Consider the following 21,518-nt stretch of genomic DNA (forward strand, 5'->3'; position numbering starts at 1 on the left):
ACGGCCTAATTTCAGTCTTTATCGATACGACTGGCAACCGCACCCTGCTGATCGCGATACTTTGCATCCTGCCGGCGGTTATAAGGACGATCGGCCGGGCCGGTTAACGGCTCGAAGCTCAGCGCACCGATCATCATTCCAGGACGTAATGCCAGGGGCAGTTTCCCGGCGTTGAAAAACTCCAATACAATATGACCTGACCAACCTGGATCGATACGGTGTGCGGTGACGTGAACCATCAATCCCAGCCGCGCCAGAGAAGAACGCCCATCGAGCCAGCCAACCAAATCAGCAGGCAATGTGACGGATTCAAACGTGACCGCCAGCGCCAGTTCGCCGGGATGCAAATAAAAGGCTTCACCTTCTTCCAGCACGATTTCGTCACTCATCACACGATCAAGCGCGGCGCTGACTTCGTCTTTCGGCCCGCTCAAATCGATATAGGCAGCGGTATGACCACTAAACGTGCGGAATTTATTGCCCAGACGCACATCAACGGTCACGCCGTTAATTCGCTCCACGGGTGGACGCGGGGTGATAGACAGACGGCCTTCGTCCAGCCAGGCTTCTATATCACGGTCACAAAGACGCATGCCACTTTCTCCTTTCGTGCATCAAAACCTGAAGCCATACTGGCTTCAGGGCGTATCAGGTTATTTCTGAACGGTACACAATTTGCGCGAATTATTCAAAAAACTGACTGATTTTCGCTTTCAGAATATCGATAGCAATGCGGTTTTTACCCCCACGCGGCACGATGATATCGGCGTATTGTTTAGACGGTTCGATAAATTGCAGGAACATCGGCCGTACCGTTTTTTGATATTGCGCCATGACGGAATCCATCGAACGGCCACGCTCGTTGACATCACGTTTGATACGGCGCATCAGACAAATATCCAGCGGCGTATCGACAAAAATGGAGAAGTTCATCGCTTCGCGCAGGCGCGCGTCGGTCAGCAACAAGATCCCTTCCAGAATGATGACCTTTTTCGGTTCGATGTGAATCGTGTCTTGCGTACGCGTGTGATCAACGTAGCTGTAGACCGGGAGATCAATAGGCGTGCCGTTTTTGATCATTTGTAAATGCTGGAACAACAGACTGTGATCCATGGCATTGGGATGGTCGTAGTTGGTTTTTACACGCTCTTCCATCGACAGATGCGATTGATCTTTGTAATAGCTGTCTTCGGGAATGACGCCGATGTGTTCATCACCAACCTGATCGCGCAGTTCACGATAAAGCGTACTGGCAATAAGACTTTTACCTGAAGCCGATGCGCCGGCGATGCCGATAATGACGCACTGATGGGACTTATCAGTCATAAATTTAGCGACCTGATTAACCTGGATGTAAAGGAAGGACGACGCCGGAGCGTCAAACGCCGCAATTATAGGGATTTCGCTTGCGTGATACTAGTCGTAAGCGCAGCTAATGCGTGAGTCATTCTAAAGTCGCTCATTTCTCCCTGACGCAAATTTTGATGGTCAATTTTAACGCATTCATGAAGAAATTTCTGCTGACTAAGTATTTAATAACTCTATGATGACAAATTATGAGCAGTCGGCATATGAATTGTAAATTGTTTGTACTAGCATAATCCAAATTCAAATTTCAACTCGTCCGGACCTGGTTCCTGGCGGCATGGCGTCCCTGGATAAAGCGGTAATGAATAAACAATACCAGCGCGTTTTGGTTACTACCCCACATCCAGCCCTACGGCTTGTCAGTCTCGGTCTGGTAACGTTCATCTTTACCCTTTTCTCGCTCGAACTGACTCGATTCGGAACGTTGCTGGCGCCGCTGTGGTTCCCGACCTCTATCATGATGGTCGCATTTTATCGCCATGCAGGGAAAATGTGGCCGGGTATTGCCCTGGCCTGTTCACTGGGGAATATTGTCGCTTCAGGCTTATTGTTCTCCTGGGAAGCGATTAACTTCTGGTACCCCGCGATAAATGCTATCGAAGCATGTGTGGGCGCGCTTCTGCTGCGTAAAATGTTGCCCTGGTACAATCCTTTAAAAAATCTTGGCGACTGGATACGTCTCGCGATCGGCGGCGCCGCGATCCCGCCGTTACTGGGTGGCGTTCTGGCCTGGCTTCTGGTTCCCAGCGAGGAGCCACTGCGTAACTTTTTGGTGTGGGTATTATCGGAATCTATCGGTGCGCTGGCGCTTGTCCCGCTAGGACTGCTGTTTAAACCGCACTATTTACTGCGCCATCGCAACCCAAAACTGCTGCTTGAAACGCTCGTCACCCTGGCGGTCACGCTGGCGCTGTGTTGGATTGCGATTACGTTCCTTCCCTGGCCGTTTACCTGCGTCATCGTATTGCTGATGTGGAGTGCCGTGCGCCTCCCGCGGCTGGAAGCCTTCCTCGTTTTTTTGATCACGGTGATGATGGTGTCGCTGATGATGGCGACCAATCCGACCCACATGACCACCCAAAATACCGGTGTCATGCTGAATGCGCCCTGGCTACCGTTCCTGATGATGCTGCTTCCCGCGAACGTCATGACCATGGTGATGTACGCCTTTCGGGCCGAACGTAAGCACATTACCGAAAGCGAAGAACGTTTTCGTAACGCTATGGAATATTCGGCGATTGGCATGGCGCTGGTCGGGATCGATGGCCAATGGCTGCAGACCAACAAAGCCCTTTGTGAATTTCTTGGCTATTCCCAGACCGAGCTGCAATCCCTCACGTTTCAACAATTGACCTGGCCTGAAGATTTACATATCGATCTTGAGAGTCTGGAGCAACTGGCGCGTGGTGACATCAACAGCTACTCACTGGAGAAACGCTATTACACCCGTAACGGCGAAGTCGTGTGGGCGCTGCTGACCGTATCGGTTGTGCGTCATACGGACGGATCGCCGCTCTATTTTATTGCGCAAGTTGAAGACATTAATGACCTTAAACACACCGAATGGGTGAATAAGCGCCTGATGGAGCGTATTACGCTGGCGAACGAAGCCGGTGGCATTGGCATCTGGGAATGGGACCTGCAGCCTGACGTGATCAGTTGGGACAAACGCATGTTCGAGATGTATGAAATTCCGGCGCACATCAAGCCGACCTGGCAACTCTGGAACGACAGCATTATTCCCGAAGATCGCGCTTACGCCGAGCAGGTTATTCGCGATTCTCTGATGGCCAGAGTGCCCTTTAAGCTTGAGTTCCGCATACGCGTGAAAGAAGGCGTGCGTCATATCCGTGCTTTGGCTAATCGGGTTCTCAATAAACAAGGTGAAGTCGAACGACTGCTCGGCATTAATATGGACATGACTGAAGTTAAGGAACTTAACGAAGCGTTGTTCCAGGAAAAAGAGCGTCTGCACATCACGCTCGACTCCATCGGTGAAGCCGTGCTCTGTACCGATGTCGATATGCACGTCACCTTTATGAACCCCGTCGCAGAGAAAATGAGCGGCTGGACGCAACAGGAAGCGATGGGTCAGCCGATTTTGAGCGTGTTACACATCACGTTCAGCGAAAACGGTCCGCCGATGGAAAATATTCACAGCGGCGATATGTCACGTTCCGACATTAATCAGGATGTGGTGCTGCACAGCCGCACCGGAGGAACGTTCGATATTCATTACAGTATCACGCCATTAAGCACGCTGGACGGGCAAAACATCGGTTCCGTTCTGGTCATTCAGGATGTCACTGAATCGCGTAAAATGCTGCGCCAGCTCAGCTACAGCGCCTCGCATGATGGTCTTACTCACCTCGCAAACCGCGTCAGTTTTGAAAGCCATTTAAAGCGCCTGCTGCAAACCGTTCATGACACGCATCAACGCCACGCTCTGGTGTTTATCGATCTCGATCGCTTTAAAGCGGTGAACGATACCGCAGGGCACGCCGCGGGCGATGCGCTGCTGCGCGAGCTCTCCTCGCTGATGCTCAGCATGCTGCGCTCCAGCGACGTATTAGCACGTCTGGGTGGCGATGAATTTGGTTTGCTGCTTCCGGACTGCAACGTTGAAAGTTCGCGCTACATTGCCGGGCGCATCATTCACGCCATCAATGATTACCAGTTTATGTGGGAAGGTCGTCTGCATCGTATCGGTGCCAGCGCCGGGATTACGCTGCTTGATGACACCAACTATCAGGCTGCGGACGTGATGTCTCAGGCCGATATCGCCTGCTATGCGTCGAAGAATAACGGCCGTGGCGTGGTGACGGTGTATGAGCCGCAGCAGGAACGTATTCACAGCGCGCGGGGCATGATGTCGCTGGATGAGCAGTGGCATATGATCAAAGACAACCAGCTGCTGATGACGGGCCGTAGCGTGGCCTCCCCACGCATCCCGGAAAGCAGCAACTTCTGGCTCATCTCCCTGCGACTGTGGACCAGCCAGGGCGACGTCGTGGAAGAACAGGCGTTCCGCTCAGGTCTGATGGAGCCGGATCTGTTACATGCGTTGGATCGCCGGATCTTCCAGACCTTTTTCCGTACCTACGCAAGCCAGGTCGCCACCAAAGGAATGGGCGTGGCGCTGCCGCTCTCTGCTGAAGGGCTATCCAGCACGACGCTTGTAAGCGAACTGCTCGATTTACTGGAGAAAAGTCCTCTGCAGGGGCGCTTGCTGCACCTGGTTATCCCGGTAGAAACCCTGCAGAACCAGGACATAAACATTCAGAATGGATTACAAAAACTCCGTCTGGCGGGATGCCGAATTGTGCTGTGTCACGTCGGGCGCAACATGGATGTGTTCAACCATCTCATCCCGCACATGGCGGATTATCTGTTGTTGGATCCTGAACTCGTCACCAACGTTCACGGTAATCTGATGGACGAAATGATGGTGTCTATCATTCAGGGCCACGCCCAACGACTCGGCATGAAAACCATCGCCGGGCCGAGTAACCAGCCCTTGATGATGGATACGCTTTCCGGGATTGGTATCGATTATATCTACGGCGACTGTATTGCCGAGCCGCAGCCGTTAGAGCTGCTGCTCAATACCAGCTATTTCGCGATCAACTAGACCGCAGCCCTTACGCATCGGGCATTTGCACGTCTGGTATCCAGCCGTCGGTGTACCAGATATGCAGCAATGCATAGGAACGCCAGGGCTGCCAGCGCTGAGCATAGCGGCGAATCTGCGCCGGGGTCATACCGGCAAAACGCTGTTTAATCAGATAATCATCCGGTAAAAATACGTCTTTCGCCTGCCAGCCGCGTAGCGCCAGATAGTTCGCCGTCCAGCGCCCTATCCCCGGACGGGTTTGCAGCGCCTTCACTCCCGCGTCAATATCCTCCGGCGGTCGCAGCGGAAATGTCCCCTCGACGACCGATTGTGCCAGATGAATCAGCGATTCTGCGCGCTTAACGGGCATTCCTAATGCCTTTAGCGCCAGCGGATCGGCACCAGCAAGAGCCGCGGCCGTCGGGAAACAACGGTATTGAGGGAAATCGTTTAGCGGTTCACCACACAACGCTACAACTCGCGACGCCAGCTTTGCCGCCATCGATACGCTCACCAGCTGGCCAAGAATCGCCCGCACGCCCTGTTCAAAGGCATCCATTGAGCCGGGTAGCCGTAATCCGGGCCGCGCCGCGCCCAGGTCGCCTAACGTCGCGGCGATTTCCTGCGGATGGCAGCCGAGGTCGAACAGGCGATCGATGCGCTCAAGACACTCGTCTGCGACGGGAATTAGCCCTTCGCTGAGCGTAACGCGCAACGTACATCTGTTGATATCAGGGACGACGCGAAACACCCCCTGATGCCCGTCACAGGCGAAACTGCGTTCGTAATACTCGTCAGTGACGGTTTCGATGCCCGCCACCGCACGCGCACTCAGAAATCCAAACATCCATTGCCAGTCATAAGGTGGTTTCCAGTTCAGGGTATACATCGCTGCTCCTTTTCATCTGCTCCTCAGCATAAACCGTCTTTCTGTGCGCTGCCTTGCTTTCATATTCCAGTTGTCGCGAGCGTAACATTTCGCTAAAGTCTCGCCCCTTCTCAACGGCATGGGGATTTCGTCAGTGTTTATTGGATTTGACTACGGTACGGCAAACTGCTCAGTGGCAGTGATGGACAACGATCAGCCACGTCTGCTGAAAATGGAAAAAGAGAGTACCCTGCTGCCGTCGATGCTGTGCGCACCGACGCGTGAGGCGGTGAGCGAATGGCTGTATCGTCATCATCAGGTGCCTGCCACCGCTACGGAAACCCAGGCGCTGCTGCGTCGCGCCGTCAATTTTAACCGCGAAGAAGATATCGATGTAACGCCGTCGAGCGTCCAGTTCGGATTAGCCTCGTTGGGCCAGTACATCGACGATCCGGAAGAAGTTTACTTCGTGAAATCGCCAAAATCCTTTCTCGGTGCCAGCGGACTCAAGCCCCAGCAGGTCGCGTTGTTTGAAGATCTGGTTTGCGCCATGATGCTGCACATCCGTCAACAGGCGCAAACGCAGGTGACGGAAGCGATTACCCAGGCGGTGATCGGACGCCCCATCAACTTCCAGGGCCTGGGCGGCGATGACGCTAACCATCAGGCGCAGGGCATTCTTGAGCGTGCCGCGCATCGCGCCGGTTTCCAGGACGTGGTGTTCCAGTATGAGCCGGTTGCTGCCGGTCTGGATTTTGAAGCCACGCTGCGTGAAGAAAAACGCGTGCTGGTCGTCGATATCGGTGGCGGGACCACCGACTGTTCGCTGCTGCTGATGGGCCCTGAATGGCACACGCGCCGCGATCGTGAAAACAGTCTGTTAGGCCACAGCGGTTGCCGCGTGGGTGGTAACGACCTGGATATCGCGCTGGCGTTTAAGAGCCTGATGCCGCTGCTCGGCATGGGCGGACAGACCGAAAAAGGCACCGCACTGCCTATTCTGCCGTGGTGGAATGCCGTCGCCATTAACGACGTCCCGGCGCAGAGTGACTTCTACAGCACCGCCAACGGCCGTTTCCTGAACGATCTGATGCGTGACGCGCAGGACGGTGACAAAGTGGCGCTGCTGCACAAAGTCTGGCGTCAGCGTCTGAGCTATCGCGTGGTACGTAGCGCCGAAGAGAGCAAAATTGCGCTCTCTGAAGCACCAGAACACGCCGTCACGCTGCCGTTTATCGGTGATGAACTGGCCACTGCGATTTCGCAGCACGGGCTCGAAACCGCGCTGTCTCAGCCGCTACAACGCATTCTGGAACAGGTGCAGCTGGCGCTGGAAAACGGCAACGATAAGCCTGACGTTATCTATCTGACCGGCGGTAGCGCCCGTTCACCGTTGATCAAAAAAGCGCTGGCGGAACAGCTGCCTGGCATTCCGATTGCGGGTGGTGATGATTTTGGCTCGGTGACCGCCGGACTGGCGCGCTGGGCGAAGGTGATGTTTAGTTAAGCGTAGCGGATTGCTCTCTCCCCTCCTACAGGGAGAGAGAACCCATATAGCTATAGCCATCGAATCGTCACAGAATTCGAAAGTTTCGAAGCGAGGCCTTCGTCCGGCTGAAAATCGCCGAGATGTTTCCCGGTGGCCGGGGCGAGGCGCATGGATGCGCCGAGAGGGCGCGACTTGCAGGGACGCTGCATCGCGCCCGACCCGAAGCCAGAGGGAATAAATCGAGGGCACCGCCTTGCGGCGATTTTCTTGCCGGGAGCCGGGGTCGCCAGGGTGGTGGCGATTGAGCCACCCTGGCACGTTCACAAGTGCAACTGTTCAGATACGCTGAAATCATGAAGTGAACGGAACGCACAACATACTCGCCTATCCCCCTCTCCCCAGACCTTTCCCTCAAGGGAGAGGAAGCCCGTCGCGCAGATTTTCAATTTTGAGGCTCAATCAGATCTGATTGAAAGAGGCTCGATATAGGCATCGGACCGTCCAGGTGCGCCTGCCACCATTCAGACAATTCCAGACAGTCCTTCATATTTCCTCCATTTTTTCGCGGCGTTGCGTGACTAAACTAGTATCATTCCCCGAAGTATTCAGGATGAGAACGTATAACGATGAAAGGCAGTAACACATCACGCTGGGCAATCGCCGCAGGTATCATTGTGGTGGCGCTTGCCGCCGCCTGGTACTGGCACAGTCACTCCTCTGCGAATGAAGCTACAACGCAGCAACAGCGTCCCGCTGGCGGTGGGCGTCACGGCATGCGCGGTGGCGCACTGGCCCCTGTGCAAGCGGCCACGGCCGTCAGCAAGTCGGTTCCTCGTTATCTTACTGGCCTCGGTACGATCGTTGCCGCCAACACGGTCACCGTGCGTAGCCGCGTTGACGGTCAACTGATGGCGATTCACTTCCAGGAAGGCCAACAGGTGAAAGCGGGCGATCTGCTGGCAGAGATCGATCCAAGCCAGTTCAAGGTGGCGCTGGCTCAGGCGCAGGGACAGCTCGCAAAAGACAAAGCCACGCTGGCTAACGCTCGCCGCGATCTCGCGCGTTATCAACAGCTGGTGAAAACCAATCTGGTTTCTCGTCAGGAGCTGGATACCCAACAGTCGCTGGTCAGCGAAGCACAGGGCACGATTAAAACGGACGAGGCCGCTGTCGCCAGCGCGCAGCTGCAGCTCGACTGGAGCCGAATCACCGCCCCGATTGACGGACGCGTCGGCCTCAAACAGGTGGATATTGGCAATCAGATTTCAAGCGGCGATACCACGGGTATCGTGGTGATCACCCAAACTCATCCTGTTGATTTGGTCTTTACGCTGCCCGAAAGCGAAATCGCTACCGTCGTACAGGCTCAGAAAACAGGCCAGACGCTGGCAGTCGAAGCATGGGATCGCACCAACAAAGCAAAATTGAGTGATGGCACGCTGCTGAGCATGGATAACCAGATCGACGCGACGACGGGCACAATCAAGGTGAAAGCGCGCTTTAACAACCAGGATGATGCCCTGTTCCCGAATCAGTTCGTCAACGCGCGCATGCTGGTCGCAACGAAAGAAAACGCGGTGGTGATCCCAACGGCGGCGTTGCAGATGGGTAACGAAGGCAATTTTGTCTGGGTGTTGAACAGCGACAATAAAGTCAGCAAACACCTCGTGAAACCGGGCATTCAGGACAGCCAGACGGTGGTGATCGACGCCGGACTCTCCGCGGGCGACCGCGTGGTGACTGACGGAATCGATCGCCTGACGGAAGGCGCGAAAGTGGAAGTGGTGGACGCACACAGCACCAGCACGGCAAGCGAAAAACCTGCGCGTCGTGAACACGCCAAACAGGGAGCGAACTCCTGATGCAGGTGTTACCACCAAGTTCGACAGGTGGGCCATCGCGCCTGTTTATTATGCGCCCCGTCGCCACCACGCTGTTGATGGTGGCGATCCTGATCGCGGGGATTATCGGCTACCGTTTCCTGCCGGTCTCCGCCCTGCCCGAAGTGGATTACCCGACCATTCAGGTGATCACCCTCTATCCTGGCGCCAGCCCGGACGTGGTGACCTCCGCTATTACCGCGCCCCTTGAGCGCCAGTTCGGCCAGATGTCCGGCTTAAAACAGATGTCGTCGCAAAGCTCCGGCGGCGCGTCTGTGGTGACGCTGCAGTTCCAGCTGACGCTGCCGCTCGACGTCGCCGAGCAAGAGGTCCAGGCCGCGATTAACGCCGCCACCAATCTGCTGCCGTCTGACCTGCCCAATCCGCCGGTTTACAGCAAAGTGAACCCTGCGGACCCGCCGATCATGACGCTCGCCGTCACCTCTTCCGCCCTGCCAATGACGCAGGTGGAAGATATGGTCGAAACGCGCGTGGCGCAGAAAATTTCTCAGGTGTCCGGCGTCGGGCTGGTGACGCTCTCCGGCGGGCAGCGCCCGGCCGTACGCGTCAAACTCAACGCCCAGGCGATTGCTGCGCTAGGGCTGACCAGCGAAACCATCCGCACGGCGATCACCAGCGCCAACGTCAACTCGGCGAAAGGCTCGCTGGATGGACCAACCCGCGCGGTCACGCTCTCTGCGAACGATCAGATGCAGTCTGCCGATGAATATCGCCAGCTGATTGTGGCTTATCAGAACGGTGCACCGATTCGCCTGGGCGATGTCGCCACCGTTGAGCAAGGGGCTGAAAACCGCTGGCTCGGCGCGTGGGCCAACAAAGAGCAAGCGATCGTGATGAACGTTCAGCGCCAGCCTGGCGCGAATATCATCGACACCGCCGACAGCATCCGTGCAATGCTGCCGCAGCTGATTGAAAGCCTGCCAAAATCGGTAAACGTAAATGTGCTTTCCGATCGCACCACCAATATTCGCGCATCCGTCAGCGACACGCAGTTTGAGCTGATGCTGGCGATAGCGCTGGTGGTCATGATTATCTATGTGTTCCTGCGCAACGTCCCGGCGACGATTATTCCCGCCGTCGCCGTGCCGCTGTCGCTGGTCGGCACTTTCGCGGTAATGGTGTTCCTTGATTTCTCGATCAATAACCTGACGCTGATGGCGCTGACCATCGCCACCGGATTTGTCGTCGATGACGCCATCGTGGTCATCGAAAACATCTCGCGCTATATCGAAAAAGGCGAAAAGCCGCTGGCGGCAGCGCTCAAGGGCGCGGGCGAAATTGGCTTTACCATTATCTCCCTGACCTTCTCGCTGATTGCGGTGCTGATCCCGCTGCTGTTTATGGGCGATATTGTCGGTCGCCTGTTCCGTGAATTTGCGGTAACCCTGGCGGTGGCGATTTTGATTTCCGCCGTGGTGTCGCTGACGCTGACGCCAATGATGTGCGCCCGCATGCTGAGCGCCGAATCGCTGCGCAAACAAAACCGCTTTTCCCGCGCGTCTGAACGCATGTTTGAACGCATTATTGCCGCCTACGGGCGCATGCTGGAAAAAGTGCTTAATCATCCGTGGGCGACGCTAAGCGTGGCGCTCGGGACGCTGGCGCTGAGCGTGATGCTGTGGATTGTTATCCCGAAAGGTTTCTTCCCGATTCAGGATAACGGGATTATTCAGGGCACATTGCAGGCACCGCAATCGGTCTCGTTTGCCAGCATGGCGCAGCGTCAGCAGGCGGTGTCGGATGTGATCATGAAAGATCCGGCGGTCGAAAGTTTGACCTCGTTTGTTGGCGTTGACGGCACTAACCCGTCGCTGAACAGCGCACGCCTGCAGATCAACCTAAAACCGTTGGATGACCGTGACGATCGCGTCAATACCGTGATTGAGCGCCTGCAAAACGCCGTTGCCAGGGTGCCAGGCGTTGAGCTGTACCTGCAACCGACGCAGGATCTCACCATCGATACCACGGTGAGCCGCACCCAATATCAATTTACGCTTCAGGCCACCAGCCTGGAGGCCCTCAGCACCTGGGTGCCACAACTTGTCGCTAAACTCCAGGAACTGCCGCAACTTTCAGACGTGAGCAGCGACTGGCAGGATAAAGGGCTGGCAGCATACGTGAACGTCAACCGCGACACGGCCAGCCGTCTGGGTATCAGCATGGCGGATGTCGATAACGCGCTGTATAACGCCTTTGGTCAGCGGTTGATCTCGACAATTTACACCCAGGCCAACCAGTATCGCGTGGTGCTGGAACACAACACCGAGCAAACACCGGGGCTTACGGCGCTGGATACGGTGCGCCTCACCAGCAAAGACGGCGGCACTGTGCCGTTGAGTGCGATTGCAACGGTTGAACAGCGGTTTGCGCCGCTGTCGATTAACCATCTTGATCAGTTCCCGTCGACCACCATTTCGTTCAACGTCCCGAATAACTATTCGCTCGGCGAAGCGGTTGAGTCGATTCTGAACGCAGAAAAAACGCTGAACTTCCCGGCTGATATTCAGACTCAGTTCCAGGGCAGCACGCTGGCGTTCCAGGCCGCACTCGGCAATACCATCTGGCTGATTGTCGCCGCCGTGGTCGCGATGTATATCGTGCTCGGCGTGCTGTATGAAAGCTTTATCCATCCGGTGACAATCCTGTCGACCCTGCCGACCGCAGGCGTTGGCGCGCTGCTGGCGCTGATGCTTTCCGGTAGTGAGCTGGACGTGATCGCCATTATCGGCATCATTTTGCTGATCGGTATCGTCAAGAAAAACGCCATCATGATGATCGACTTTGCGCTCGCCGCCGAACGCGAACAGGGTATGGCACCGCGCGACGCGATTTTCCAGGCCTGTTTGCTACGTTTCCGTCCGATCCTGATGACCACGATGGCGGCGCTGCTGGGCGCGCTGCCGCTGATGCTCAGCACCGGCGTCGGTGCCGAACTGCGCCGCCCCTTAGGGATTGGCATGGTGGGTGGCCTGCTGGTGAGCCAGGTATTGACGCTGTTCACAACACCGGTGATTTATCTGCTGTTTGACAGCCTGGCGCTGAAGATGAAAGCGCGTTTCCCAAAACGTGAAGAGGAGGCGTAAGTGAAGTTTTTCGCCCTCTTCATTTACCGCCCGGTCGCAACGATTTTGATTGCGCTCGCCATCACGCTGTGCGGCGTGCTCGGCTTCCGGCTGCTGCCGGTGGCACCGCTGCCGCAGGTGGATTTCCCGGTAATCATGATCAGCGCCTCGCTGCCGGGCGCTTCACCGGAGACCATGGCCTCGTCAGTGGCCACCCCGCTGGAGCGCTCGCTTGGGCGCATTGCGGGGGTCAACGAAATGACCTCCAGCAGTTCGCTGGGCAGTACGCGCATTATTCTGGAATTCAATTTTAATCGCGATATCAACGGTGCGGCGCGCGACGTGCAGGCAGCGATCAACGCCGCGCAAAACCTGTTGCCGAGCGGGATGCCGAGTCGTCCAACCTATCGCAAAGCTAACCCGTCCGATGCGCCGATCATGATTTTGACGCTCACGTCGGACACCTATTCTCAGGGGGAGCTGTACGATTTCGCCTCCACCCAGCTGGCACAAACGATCGCCCAGATTGACGGTGTGGGCGACGTGGACGTTGGCGGCAGTTCCCTGCCCGCCGTGCGCGTGGGATTAAACCCGGAAGCGCTGTTTAATCAAGGCGTGTCCCTTGACGACGTGCGAAGCGCCATCAGCAATGCCAACGTGCGTAAACCGCAGGGGGCGATTGAGGACAGCAGCCACCGCTGGCAAATCCAGACCAACGACGAACTCAAAACCGCCGCCGAATATCAGCCGCTGATTATTCACTACAACAATGGTGCAGCGGTGCGTTTGAGCGACGTGGCGAGCGTCACCGATTCCGTCCAGGACGTGCGTAACGCCGGGATGACCAACGCCAAACCGGCCATTTTGCTGATGATCCGCAAGCTGCCGGAAGCCAATATTATCCAGACGGTGAATAGCATTCGTGCCCGTCTGCCGGAACTGCAGGAGACGATTCCGGCGGCCATTGATCTGCAAATCGCCCAAGACCGCTCGCCGACGATTCGCGCCTCGCTGGAAGAGGTCGAACAGACGCTGGTGATTTCCATTGCGCTGGTGATCCTGGTGGTGTTCCTGTTCCTGCGCTCCGGACGTGCTACGCTGATCCCTGCCGTGGCGGTTCCCGTCTCGCTGATCGGCACGTTCGCCGCCATGTACCTGTGCGATTTCAGCCTCAATAATCTGTCGCTGATGGCGCTGACCATCGCCACCGGATTTGTCGTTGATGACGCCATCGTGGTGCTGGAAAACATTTCGCGCCATCTGGAAGCCGGCATGAAGCCGCTGCAAGCCTCTTTGCAGGGCACGCGTGAAGTGGGCTTTACGGTGCTCTCCATGAGCGTGTCGCTGGTGGCGGTTTTCCTGCCGCTGCTGTTGATGGGCGGGCTACCGGGACGCTTATTACGGGAGTTTGCCGTGACGCTCTCGGTGGCGATTGGCATTTCGCTGGTGATTTCGCTGACCCTCACGCCGATGATGTGCGGCTGGATGCTCAAACGCAGTAAGCCCCATTCACAGCCGCGCAAAAAAGGCTTTGGCCGCGTGCTGGTGGCGATGCAGGAAGGCTACGGCACATCGCTGAAATGGGTGCTGAACCATACGCGGATTGTGGGGCTGGTGCTGGTAGGGACTATTGCGCTGAACGTCTGGATGTACATCACCATTCCCAAAACGTTCTTCCCGGAACAGGACACCGGCGTGCTGATGGGGGGGATTCAGGCGGATCAGAGCATTTCGTTCCAGGCGATGCGCGTGAAGCTCCAGGATTTTATGAAGATTATTCGCGAAGACCCGGCGGTAGATAACGTCACCGGTTTTACCGGCGGGTCGCGGGTGAACAGCGGGATGATGTTTATTACCCTGAAGGCGCGCGGGGAGCGTAACGAAACGGCCCAGCAGGTGATTGACCGCCTGCGTGGCAAGCTGGCTAAAGAGCCGGGCGCGAATCTGTTTTTGATGGCCGTTCAGGATATCCGCGTGGGCGGACGTCAGTCGAACGCCAGCTATCAGTACACGCTGCTGTCCGACGACCTGGCGGCGCTGCGCGAATGGGAGCCCAAAATCCGCAAAGCGCTGGCGGCATTGCCTGAGCTGGCAGACGTAAACTCCGACCAACAGGACAACGGTGCGGAGATGAACCTGACCTACGATCGCGAAACCATGTCGCGGCTGGGGATTGACGTTGCAGCTGCCAATAGCCTTCTGAATAACGCGTTTGGTCAGCGGCAGATCTCCACGATTTACCAGCCGATGAACCAGTACAAAGTGGTGATGGAAGTCGATCCCCGCTACACCCAGGATATCAGCGCGCTGGATAAAATGTACGTCATTAACAACGACGGTAAATCGATCCCACTGTCCTATTTTGCCAGTTGGCAACCGGCCAATGCGCCGCTGTCGGTAAACCATCAGGGGCTGTCTGCCGCCTCGACAATTTCGTTTAACCTGCCGACTGGCTCGTCATTATCCGCAGCCAGCGACGCGATTAATCGCACCATGACTCAGCTTGGCGTGCCGTCCACCGTGCGCGGCAGTTTTGCAGGCACCGCACAGGTGTTCCAGGACACCATGAATTCGCAGGTGATTTTAATTCTGGCGGCCATTGCGACGGTCTATATCGTGCTGGGCATTCTGTATGAAAGCTACGTGCATCCGCTGACGATCCTCTCCACCCTGCCGTCAGCGGGCGTGGGAGCGCTGCTGGCGCTGGAGTTGTTCGATGCGCCCTTTAGCCTCATTGCGCTTATCGGGATCATGCTATTAATAGGTATCGTGAAGAAAAACGCGATCATGATGGTGGATTTCGCCCTCGACGCGCAGCGCAACGGCAATATGTCGCCTCAGGACGCCATCTTCCAGGCCTGCATTCTGCGTTTTCGCCCGATCATGATGACCACGCTGGCCGCCTTGTTTGGCGCGCTGCCGTTGGTCATTTCCAGCGGTGACGGCTCTGAGCTGCGCCAGCCGCTGGGGATCACTATCGTGGGTGGGCTGGTGATGAGTCAGCTGTTAACCCTCTATACAACGCCGGTGGTGTATCTGTTCTTCGACCGCTTGCGAGTACGTTTTTCGCGTAAAAACAGAACGACGGTAACCGAGTAAATGGCCGATCTCCCCAACAACGTGCGCTGGCAATTGTGGATTGTCGCCTTCGGCTTTTTTATGCAGTCGCTGGATACGACTATCGTCAATACCGCCCTCCCCTCGATGGCGAAAAGCCTTGGGGAAAGTCCGCTGCATATGCACATGGTGATTGTCTCCTACGTGCTGACGGTGGCCGTGATGCTGCCTGCGAGCGGCTGGATGGCGGACAAAATCGGCGTACGAAATATCTTTTTCGCCGCCATCGTCCTGTTTACCCTCGGCTCGTTGTTTTGCGCCCAGGCCGATACGCTGAATGAGCTGGTGATGTCGCGCGTGTTACAGGGCGTCGGCGGCGCGATGATGGTGCCCGTCGGGCGACTGACGGTGATGAAAATCGTCCCACGCGCGCAGTACATGGCGGCAATGACGTTCGTCACCTTACCTGGACAGGTCGGTCCGTTGCTCGGCCCGGCGCTGGGCGGGATTCTGGTCGAATATGCGTCCTGGCACTGGATATTCCTGATAAACCTGCCGGTCGGTATTGTCGGCGCGATTGCCACGTTATGGTTGATGCCAAACTACACAATGCAGACGCGGCGCTTTGATATTTTCGGCTTCGTGCTGCTGGCAGCAGGGATGGCGACGCTCACGCTGGCGCTCGACGGGCAAAAAGGGTTAGGCATCTCCACGCTCACGCTGTGCCTGCTGATCGTTATCGGGATTACCGCCATCCTCTGGTATCTGTGGCATGCGCGTGACAATGACCGTGCGCTGTTCAGCCTGGCGCTTTTCCGTAACACCACCTATCGGATCGGGTTGCTTGGGAGCTTCGTCGGACGCCTCGGCAGCGGAATGCTGCCGTTTATGACGCCCGTATTCCTGCAAATTGGGCTGGGTTTTTCACCGTTCCACGCCGGTTTGATGATGATCCCGATGGTGCTGGGCAGTATGGGGATGAAGCGCATCGTGGTGCAGGTAGTGAATTATTTTGGCTATCGCCGGGTGCTGGTTGCCTCCACGCTTGGGCTGGCGCTGATAAGCCTGGTGTTTATGGCCGTGGCGCTTATGGGCTGGTACTACGTTTTGCCGCTGGTGCTGTTCTTCCAGGGGATGATCAACTCGACGCGCTTTTCGTCAATGAACACGCTGACGTTGAAAGATTTGCCCGATGAACTGGCGAGCAGCGGCAACAGCCTGCTGTCGATGATCATGCAGCTTTCGATGAGCGTGGGCGTCACCGTCGCGGGTTTGCTGCTGGGAATGTATGGTCAGCAACATCTGAGCGCCGACACGGCCGGCGCCCATCACGTCTTCCTGTACACCTATCTGAGCATGGCGGTGATTATCGCCCTGCCCGCGTTGATTTTCGCCCGGGTGCCGAATGATACCAACAAGAACGTCGTCATCGGCCGACGCAAAAGGAGTGAACGATGAAATTCTGGCGTCCCGGTATTACTGGCAAACTGTTTCTGGCGATTTTCGCCACCTGCATCGTCCTGCTGATCACCATGCACTGGGCGGTACGCATCAGCTTTGAGCGCGGCTTTATTGACTACATTAAACGCGGTAACGAGCAGCGATTGCAGGGGTTGAGCGATGCCCTGGCCGATCAGTATGCCCTGCACGGTAACTGGCGTTTTTTACGCAATAATGACCGTTTTGTTTTCCAGATTTTGCGCTCGCTTGAGCATGATAACGACGACGATCGTCCCGGCCCGGGCATGCCGCCGCACGGCTGGCGCACGCAATTCTGGGTTATCGATCAGGATAAACACGTGCTGGTTGGCCCACGCGCCCCGGTTCCGCCTGACGGCACAAAGCGCTCGATTACCTTTAACGACGCGCCCGTTGGCTGGGTGATTGCGTCGCCCGTCGAACGATTAACGCGCAATACTGATATCAATTTTGACCGCCAGCAGCGCCAGACCAGCTGGCTGATTGTCGCCCTTTCCACGCTGCTCGCCGCGCTGGCGACGTTCCCACTGGCACGCGGTCTTCTGGCCCCGGTGAAACGACTGGTGGAAGGCACCCACAAGCTGGCAGCGGGCGATTTCTCTACGCGCGTGGATACGCGCAGCCAGGACGAGATCGGCAAACTGGCCCAGGATTTTAACCAGCTCGCCAGCACCCTGGAGAAAAACCAGCAGATGCGCCGCGACTTTATGGCCGATATTTCCCACGAATTGCGTACCCCGCTGGCCGTATTGCGCGGCGAACTGGAAGCGATTCAGGACGGCGTGCGTCAGTTTACGCCGGAATCGGTGACGTCGTTGCAGGCGGAAGTGGGCACGCTCACCAAGCTGGTGAACGATTTGCACCAGCTGTCCATGTCCGACGAAGGTGCGCTGGCCTATCAAAAATCACCGGTGGACGTGATCAATATTCTGGAAGTCACCACCGGTGCGTTCCGCGAACGCTTCGCCAGCCGCAACCTGAACATCGACCTGTCGCTGCCGGATAGCGCTGTCGTATTTGGTGACCCTGACAGGCTGATGCAGCTGTTCAATAATCTGCTCGAAAACAGCCTGCGCTACACCGACAGCGGCGGCGCGCTGCATATTTCCGGCGCGCTGAATGACAGGTCTTTCGCGCTGACCTTCGCGGACACCGCGCCCGGCGTGCAAGACGCGCAGCTGGAAAAACTGTTCGAGCGTTTTTATCGCACAGAAGGTTCCCGCAATCGCGCCAGCGGCGGGTCCGGTTTAGGGCTGGCGATTTGCGTTAACATCGTTGAAGCTCACGGCGGCTCGATTCGCGCGGCCCATTCGCCTTTTGGCGGGGTTAGCATTACAGTAGAGTTACCGCTGGAACGGGATTTATCGAGAGAAGTATGACTGAGTTACCCATTGACGAAAACACGCCACGCATTTTGATCGTGGAGGACGAGCCTAAGCTTGGGCAACTGTTAATCGACTATTTGCGTGCGGCGGGCTATGCCCCGTCGCTTATCAGCCATGGCGACCAGGTTTTACCGTATGTCCGCCAGACGCCGCCCCATCTTATCCTGCTGGATTTGATGCTGCCCGGCACCGATGGCCTGACGCTATGCCGTGAGATCCGCCGTTTTTCCGAAGTGCCTATTGTGATGGTGACCGCCAAAATCGAAGAGATCGATCGCCTGCTGGGGCTGGAGATTGGTGCGGATGATTACATCTGTAAGCCCTACAGCCCGCGTGAAGTGGTGGCGCGCGTCAAAACGATTTTGCGCCGCTGCAAGCCGCAGCGTGAACTGCAGGTGCTGGATGCCGAAAGCCCGCTGATTGTCGATGAAAGTCGCTTCCAGGCAAGCTGGCGCAGCAAATTGTTGGATCTGACGCCTGCTGAGTTTAGGCTGTTAAAAACGCTATCGCACGAACCGGGAAAAGTGTTCTCCCGCGAACAGCTGTTGAACCAGCTGTATGACGATTACCGCGTGGTCACTGACCGTACCATCGACAGCCATATCAAAAACCTGCGTCGTAAACTCGAAGCACTCGACGCTGACCAGTCGTTTATTCGTGCCGTGTATGGCGTGGGGTATCGATGGGAAGCGGATGCATGCAGGATCGCCTGACTGATGATTCCTCAAACCCGCCGTCTGGCGGGTTTTGTGTATCTGGATAACGGGGTTTTATCCAAAATATTTATAAATGCGGCATCGCCACACTGAGCGCGGCGTGAGTCGTTAGGGTGTCTCGTGGTAAACCGCTTCAATGTTGTAGCCATCTGGATCAAGAACAAAGGCGGCGTAATACCCGGGATGATACTGCGGCCTGTATCCCGGAGCGCCGTTATCTCTCCCCCCCGCGTCGAGGCCAGCACGGTGAAAGGCATCAACCTGTTCTTTGCTTTTTGCGCTAAAGGCCAGATGCATCCGAGGGGTCGAAGGTGTGCCTTGCGTTATCCAGAAACCGCCTCCCGGATCGGCCCCTTCGTCCGATTGGGCGGGACCAAAACCTACCGCGGCTTCCGGGATTTCATGCCGGATAATATGGCCCAGGCTCGCCAGAATGCGCGTGTAAAACCGTTTACTGTCTTCAAGATGAGTGACGCTGAAACCGGTGTGATCAATCATTCCAATACTCCTGTCAGCAAAGAAGAGTATGCAGTAAAGCATTCATTCACTGGATGAAGTTTGATTTGGCATAACAACAGATGATTATAAATTAGCCGATCGTTTTTAGGCACAATCAGGCAGTTTAAACGTCGTCATAGCGCACTAAAATGACGCAAACATCCTCAAATGTTGATCACGCTTTACTCTGATTTTTGCTTGCCTCTCATCATTTATGCCCTTGTTGAGAAAATGCCCTGAGCCATCAAACTCAATCCTTAGGGGCATCATGACTGAGTAGACGCGCACGGCACACATCCAGAATTTCATCCGCCAGCGCGGAATTATCCGGGCAAGCACGAGACAGCACCAGGGCCCCGACAAGATGCGCGAGGGTATCGATCAGGTCAGCGCGCGTGCCATTTTCAGTGCCTAAAATCGCCAGTTGGCGTTCAAGTCCGGCCGCAAACGTCTCTTTGATTGACTCAGATTGACGGGCTGCATCAGTGCCCAGAGCCGACATCACACAGCCCTTTCCCATGTCATCACGATGTGGTCGGGAGAGATAATATTCAACAAATTTATCCCGGTTTACGCCCTGCGTTTTTTCTGCGGATCGTGTAAAACCGCAATGCATCGCTTCCGACAACAAATCAGCCTTGGAAGCAAAGTTCTTGTAGAAGCCGCCATGCGTTAACCCGGCCTCCGACATCAGTTCCGAGATCCCGATGCCATCGTAACCGCGCTCACGAAAAAGTTCTGAGGCCGTTTCAACAACGCGCATCCTGTTCTCGCGCATCTGCTCTTTTGACACTTTCATGCTTTTTACCCTCTCAAAACAGAGCCTGATTATACATTGATGATGATCATAATCAAACCAGTTGACTTTATAGATTATGACCATCATCATTAATTCAACGCATCGACCAACCCTTAGCAGGCGAATAAACATGACAAACCAGGCATTATTTCAATCGTATGATCTTGGCCCCATAACACTTGCGAACCGCATCGTGATGGCTCCCCTGACGCGCAACCGGGCCGAAGCAGGACTGGTACCGAGCGAACTGGCAGCAACGTATTACGCCCAGCGCGCTAGCGCTGGATTATTGATTACCGAAGCCACGCAGATTTCCGCACAGGCGCAGGGTTATCAGGATACCCCGGGGATCTATACGCCAGCTCAAATCACGGGTTGGCGCAAAGTAACTGACGCGGTGCATGCCAAAGGTGGGCGCATATTTGTGCAGCTGTGGCACGTAGGACGCATTTCGCATGTCGATTTACAGCCTGGTGGCGCTGCACCCGTCGCACCGTCCGCTATCCGCGCCGAGACGAAGACCTTTGTGAACAACGGTTTTGCTGATGTCTCTGAGCCACGTGCGCTTGAATTGCAGGAAATACCGGGAATTATTGACGATTTCAGAAATGCCTCAGCCAATGCCATTGCCGCTGGGTTTGACGGTGTAGAGATCCACGGTGCGAATGGTTATCTGCTGGAACAGTTCCTGAAAGATGGCGCAAACCAGCGTACTGATGAGTACGGCGGTTCTGTCGAGAATCGTGCCCGCCTGCTGTTAGAAGTCACCGCTGCCGTAGTAGATGAGATCGGCGCAGATCGCACTGGCGTGCGTATTTCACCGGTTTCACCGGCTAATGCGATTTCATCCAGTGACCCGCAGCCTCAATATGACTACCTCGCTGAGCAACTCAATGCATTAGGCATCGTGTATCTCCATGTGGTTGAAGGCGCTACGGGCGGCCCACGCGATATCGCACCGTTCGATTACGACTCACTGCGTCGACGCTTTAAGAACACGTACATCGCTAACAATGGCTATGACCTGCCGTTGGCGTCCACACACCTTGCACAGGGCAAAGCCGATCTGTTCGCGTTCGGTCGTCCGTTCATCTCCAACCCGGATCTGGTCGAAAGGCTGAAGACGGACGCGCCTCTGGCACCACTGAATCCTGAAACCCTTTATGGCGGTGGCGCAGCGGGATACACCGATTACCCGTCGCTGACTGACACCCGCGAGTAAATCTGCGAATGCCTCGGCTCTAACGGCAGCGCACATTTCGGATTCTGTTTACATATCAATA

Annotated in this window: 14 protein-coding genes; 9 read left to right on the forward strand and 5 right to left on the reverse strand. The window is 56.0% G+C overall.

From position 1 onward, the window contains the following. Positions 1 to 11: 11 nt before the first annotated feature. Positions 12 to 593, reverse strand: a complete 582-nt coding sequence (gene dcd, locus I6L74_RS00775; RefSeq protein ID WP_059179530.1) for a dCTP deaminase — start codon at positions 591 to 593, stop codon at positions 12 to 14. A 91-nt stretch (positions 594 to 684) separates the two neighbouring features. Next, positions 685 to 1,326: a uridine kinase gene (udk, locus tag I6L74_RS00780; RefSeq protein WP_015959679.1), complete on the reverse strand. Its 642-nt coding sequence runs from the start codon at positions 1,324 to 1,326 to the stop codon at positions 685 to 687. A 343-nt stretch (positions 1,327 to 1,669) separates the two neighbouring features. Between udk and I6L74_RS00785 the strand changes: the two genes are divergently transcribed. Further along, positions 1,670 to 4,999 carry a diguanylate cyclase gene (locus I6L74_RS00785; RefSeq protein ID WP_059179801.1) on the forward strand — a complete coding sequence of 1,110 codons (3,330 nt, stop codon included), beginning with the start codon at positions 1,670 to 1,672 and terminating at the stop codon, positions 4,997 to 4,999. 10 nt (positions 5,000 to 5,009) lie between these two features. Here the strand turns inward: I6L74_RS00785 and alkA are convergent, their stop codons facing one another. Continuing rightward, positions 5,010 to 5,870, reverse strand: a complete 861-nt coding sequence (gene alkA, locus I6L74_RS00790) for a DNA-3-methyladenine glycosylase 2 (RefSeq protein ID WP_059179529.1) — start codon at positions 5,868 to 5,870, stop codon at positions 5,010 to 5,012. A 133-nt stretch (positions 5,871 to 6,003) separates the two neighbouring features. Here alkA and yegD point away from each other — a divergent pair, with 133 nt between their 5' ends. The 7 genes from yegD to baeR all read left to right on the forward strand — a co-directional run bounded on the left by yegD (position 6,004) and on the right by baeR (position 18,935). After that, on the forward strand, positions 6,004 to 7,356 hold the full coding sequence (gene yegD, locus I6L74_RS00795) for a molecular chaperone (protein WP_059179528.1): 1,353 nt from the start codon (positions 6,004 to 6,006) through the stop codon (positions 7,354 to 7,356). A gap of 608 nt (positions 7,357 to 7,964) precedes the next feature. Beyond that, entirely contained in the window at positions 7,965 to 9,200 is a 1,236-nt protein-coding gene (locus I6L74_RS00800; RefSeq protein WP_059179527.1) for an MdtA/MuxA family multidrug efflux RND transporter periplasmic adaptor subunit, read from the forward strand. After that, entirely contained in the window at positions 9,200 to 12,322 is a 3,123-nt protein-coding gene (locus tag I6L74_RS00805) for an MdtB/MuxB family multidrug efflux RND transporter permease subunit (protein ID WP_059179526.1), read from the forward strand. The genes I6L74_RS00800 and I6L74_RS00805 overlap by 1 nt, the downstream gene beginning before the upstream one ends. Then, positions 12,323 to 15,400 carry a multidrug efflux RND transporter permease subunit MdtC gene (gene mdtC / locus I6L74_RS00810; protein WP_059179525.1) on the forward strand — a complete coding sequence of 1,026 codons (3,078 nt, stop codon included), beginning with the start codon at positions 12,323 to 12,325 and terminating at the stop codon, positions 15,398 to 15,400. Then, positions 15,401 to 16,816 carry an MFS transporter gene (locus I6L74_RS00815; protein ID WP_059179524.1) on the forward strand — a complete coding sequence of 472 codons (1,416 nt, stop codon included), beginning with the start codon at positions 15,401 to 15,403 and terminating at the stop codon, positions 16,814 to 16,816. Beyond that, positions 16,813 to 18,216 carry an envelope stress sensor histidine kinase BaeS gene (baeS, locus tag I6L74_RS00820; protein ID WP_059179523.1) on the forward strand — a complete coding sequence of 468 codons (1,404 nt, stop codon included), beginning with the start codon at positions 16,813 to 16,815 and terminating at the stop codon, positions 18,214 to 18,216. Before I6L74_RS00815 ends, baeS begins: the two co-directional genes overlap by 4 nt. Then, a complete protein-coding gene (gene baeR / locus I6L74_RS00825) occupies positions 18,213 to 18,935 on the forward strand; it encodes an envelope stress response regulator BaeR (protein ID WP_059179522.1) in 723 nt (240 codons plus the stop codon). Before baeS ends, baeR begins: the two co-directional genes overlap by 4 nt. 111 nt (positions 18,936 to 19,046) lie before the next feature. On the opposite strand, the gene I6L74_RS00830 is transcribed toward baeR, so the two are convergent. Together I6L74_RS00830 and I6L74_RS00835 are read right to left on the reverse strand one after the other, a co-directional pair. Then, entirely contained in the window at positions 19,047 to 19,436 is a 390-nt protein-coding gene (locus tag I6L74_RS00830; RefSeq protein WP_059179521.1) for a VOC family protein, read from the reverse strand. Positions 19,437 to 19,686: 250 nt separating this feature from the next. Beyond that, positions 19,687 to 20,235: a TetR/AcrR family transcriptional regulator gene (locus I6L74_RS00835; protein ID WP_059179520.1), complete on the reverse strand. Its 549-nt coding sequence runs from the start codon at positions 20,233 to 20,235 to the stop codon at positions 19,687 to 19,689. Between the two features lie 130 nt (positions 20,236 to 20,365). Here I6L74_RS00835 and I6L74_RS00840 point away from each other — a divergent pair, with 130 nt between their 5' ends. Beyond that, positions 20,366 to 21,457 (forward strand): alkene reductase, encoded by a 1,092-nt coding sequence (locus I6L74_RS00840; RefSeq protein ID WP_059179519.1) that lies wholly within the window; start codon positions 20,366 to 20,368, stop codon positions 21,455 to 21,457. Positions 21,458 to 21,518: the final 61 nt, after the last annotated feature.

It is taken from the genome of Lelliottia amnigena (assembly GCF_019047465.1).
GTDB classification, from domain to species: Bacteria; Pseudomonadota; Gammaproteobacteria; order Enterobacterales; family Enterobacteriaceae; genus Enterobacter; species Enterobacter amnigenus.